A 2881-nucleotide genomic window follows, 5' to 3' on the forward strand; every position below is an offset into this window, starting at 1 on the left:
GCTCTACGCCTGCGCGGCCCGGCCTTCCCGTCTTATATCCCCGCCCGCATTGGGCAAGGGTTTACGACGTTTTTGCTAAAAGTCTTCAACGGCATTCTGCCAGCTGTACCAGCCATTAGGGCTGTAAAGCGAACTCAAATGGAAACCGGCAACCTTACTACTCTTCTCAGTTTCAGCCTGCCAATGGCCATTACTGAGCAGTTTTGGCTTATCTTTCACATAGTGCTTATGGCCACAGTGAACGCATTCAAAGCGACTCGTGGCGGGATCGTGGTTATCAAAAATGATCTGAGCCCACACGATTGGTTGGTAGTTTCCGCAGCTATTGCAGGGAACAAGATAGCGTCGTTTATCGCTGGCCTCATAAGCCGCTTCAATCTTACTGGTTTCAGCAATGTTCGGCGTGCTGGCCATCAGGATTTTTCGGTTACGACTGAAGGTGGCCGTTCGCTTTATGGCCAGATTGATGGGACTGCCCTTACCATCCACATCATCGTCGTAGGCATCCACCTCATCCATAAACAGAAATCGGGCTGGCATAGAGCGCAGACCTGCTGCTATCCATAATTTCTTTCAGATAAGGAGTCTTGGCTGTACGCCATCGGCCAGCTTCCTTGGTGGCTTTGGCTGGAAGAATCCGTTTCTGGTCTGCCCATTCAGACACAGTCAACCGAGTATCAGGCTTCAATCCCACAAAAAAGCCTGAAACATAAGGACTATTCATACACTTGTTTGTTTATATCCGTGACAAATAGCCGTAACAGCTACCCAAATCTAAATATTCTGTAAACACCCAGTATTTTCGTTAGCCCTTGGGAATAGGGTGATAATTAAAGTTGGCACGCTAAATGGAAGATAAAGGGTGTTAAGGAAAATTGCTCAGTATCAGTTCCAGGATGGAAGTACCGGCCAAGGATGGCCACTAAGGAAATAATAATAACAATCTGGAAGTGCTGAGATTGTCGCCCCGTTGACCGGGGCGTTGTTTTATCTGCTGATCAGTCCACACAAACTTTGCAAAGGCCAAAAAAAAGCCTCAGTCTGGTTCGACTGTCCCCGCTGCAATTGCGGGGCGTTGTTCACCAGCTCAAAGGCTTTCTTCATTAAGAATACCAGCTAACAACACGCCCGCTATATAGGATAATCGCACTGCTTCAGCTCCCACCACAGAACGACTAGGCGTAAGTCTGTAGTGCGTAGGACTGGTTTTGCCATGCACCTTGCCAGTTTCACCTGAAGCAACTTTTATTGATTGCATCCGACAAGTTTGTTGAGTATCACTTCTAATTCTTCCTGCAGCTCCCCCACTTTTCTGGGATCTTCCTCCGCTGCCAGCACATCCGCCATTCGATCAGGAATGGCCAGCAGTTCATCTCGAATAATCCGCCCCGCCTTGAAAGCATCATCCTGCTTAACCCGGCCACGTTTTCAGCGACAAAGACCTTGGGCTTAACCTCTTGAAGAATGCGGATGTACTCAAAGAACAAGTCCTCAACATTCTCCTGGCTGGTGTCGCTGTACTTCTTCGCCTTGCCCCAGTTTTTGTCTCGCTTGCCTGCCGTTGAAAAAGCAGAACAACGCCCTTTTCTTCGTCAATTAGCACAGGGTTAGTAAAGCCAAACTCCTGGATAGACGAACAAATCTGGATAATCTGCTCCTCATCGTGAACCCTGGAATTGTTCACATACGGGATCAGGTCGCTGACCTTCTTCTCTACCATTTTGTATTTCTTTGCTGCCATCCTTAGCGCCTTATCTTGCCTGCCATCTTCTCAATGCCCCGGGTGGCATTCTCATCCGCAGGGCCGAAGTTTCTGGCCAGGGTATCGATGACAATCATGGAGGGGATAACGCCGCCGGTTTCTTCCACAATTTCCTCAATGCTGGCGCTCACCAGTCGGGCATTACCCAAGTCAGTCAGAGAGGCGGCACACTGACTGATATAAATCGGCGCATTACGCAGGTTATAACCGTGCGCTACCTGCCACGCCATTAAACGCCGGGAAAGACCATTAAAGCCCTCACCGGCAATATAGAAAACCGGGCCCTGTCGTTTGACCGGCTTGCCGTGCCACTCGTTGCCGGTGGCGACACAACAGGCAAGGTCAATGGCAGCAAAGGACTTGCCGCAGGCTGGCTCGCCAAACATCAGGGAAAGGCTATCCATTTCCAGAAAACCCTTGATCAGCCAGTTAATTGGCTTCGCACCTTTAACCAGCTCCTTAACATGGCTAAATCTGCCTTATTCTGAAAAATATCTCTTGGCAGAAATGACACCAGCAAAAGCCCACGCTGATTCACTGGCCGCTCCTGAGCCTTCAGAGCTGGCTTTGGAGTGTGAATTTCGCAGTGGGCATCAATAAACCAGCTCGTTGGTATCCACTAAAATCATGCTCGGCCTTTATTGATTGCATCTTGAATATCGTCAATATCAATGAGGCTTGGATCGATACCCCGGCGCAGTTCTCTGGCTCTCTGCAAATATTCAGATACATTTATTCGTTTAGGCAGTAACGCCTGTTCAAGACCATGAATCAGTTCACTGTTGATGCTTCTGCTATTCGCTAAAGCAGACTCTTTCAGGCTGTCATACAGGGCATCAGGGATGTTTTTTATGGTTAGTGATGGCATAAACGACCTCGATTGTCATGATGGCAATATGGCTTCCCTGTATATAAAAGCAACATTCACAATTTGTAAACCAGTCAGCCCCATGCTAAAGTTCACAATAAGTAAACTTAGAGACCACTATGCACGTTATCATCAGGAAGCCGTTTCACGACGCGGCCAAGAAATACCCTAATGATGCAGCTGCCATTGATGCCGTTTATAAAGCATTGCGAAACGGTGACTTTAGCAGCCCGCAAGAATTGAAGGCCCTG

4 protein-coding genes and 1 pseudogene are annotated in these 2881 nt (G+C 48.4%); all 5 read right to left on the bottom strand.

Going from position 1 to position 2881, the window contains the following annotated elements; translation table 11 throughout:
- Positions 1-75: 75 nt before the first annotated feature.
- The 5 genes and pseudogenes from KDK15_RS18340 to KDK15_RS18355 all read right to left on the bottom strand — a co-directional run bounded on the left by KDK15_RS18340 (position 76) and on the right by KDK15_RS18355 (position 2630).
- Positions 76-561 (bottom strand): phage terminase large subunit family protein, encoded by a 486-nt coding sequence (locus KDK15_RS18340; protein ID WP_373691407.1) that lies wholly within the window; start codon positions 559-561, stop codon positions 76-78.
- 722 nt (positions 562-1283) lie between these two features.
- Positions 1284-1517: pseudogene (locus KDK15_RS21605) on the bottom strand (DNA cytosine methyltransferase); the annotation flags it as partial.
- Positions 1412-1741 carry a ParB N-terminal domain-containing protein gene (locus KDK15_RS18345; protein ID WP_257296841.1) on the bottom strand — a complete coding sequence of 110 codons (330 nt, stop codon included), beginning with the start codon at positions 1739-1741 and terminating at the stop codon, positions 1412-1414. The pseudogene KDK15_RS21605 and the gene KDK15_RS18345, both read right to left, overlap by 106 nt.
- A gap of 2 nt (positions 1742-1743) precedes the next feature.
- Positions 1744-2217 (bottom strand): AAA family ATPase, encoded by a 474-nt coding sequence (locus tag KDK15_RS18350; RefSeq protein WP_306800393.1) that lies wholly within the window; start codon positions 2215-2217, stop codon positions 1744-1746.
- Positions 2218-2387: 170 nt separating this feature from the next.
- The gene (locus KDK15_RS18355) at positions 2388-2630 is read right to left on the bottom strand and encodes an Arc family DNA-binding protein (protein WP_257296842.1); all 243 of its coding nucleotides are present in this window, start codon (positions 2628-2630) and stop codon (positions 2388-2390) included.
- Positions 2631-2881: the final 251 nt, after the last annotated feature.

The organism is Endozoicomonas sp. YOMI1, assembly GCF_024606345.1.
GTDB lineage: Bacteria > Pseudomonadota > Gammaproteobacteria > Pseudomonadales > Endozoicomonadaceae > Endozoicomonas.

Excerpts from the sequence above, each read along its gene's own strand:
- KDK15_RS18345 (WP_257296841.1), bottom strand. The coding sequence starts at position 1,741 with ATGGCAGCAAAGAAATACAAAATGGTAGAGAAGAAGGTCAGCGACCTG.
- KDK15_RS18355 (WP_257296842.1), bottom strand. The coding sequence starts at position 2,630 with ATGCCATCACTAACCATAAAAAACATCCCTGATGCCCTGTATGACAGC.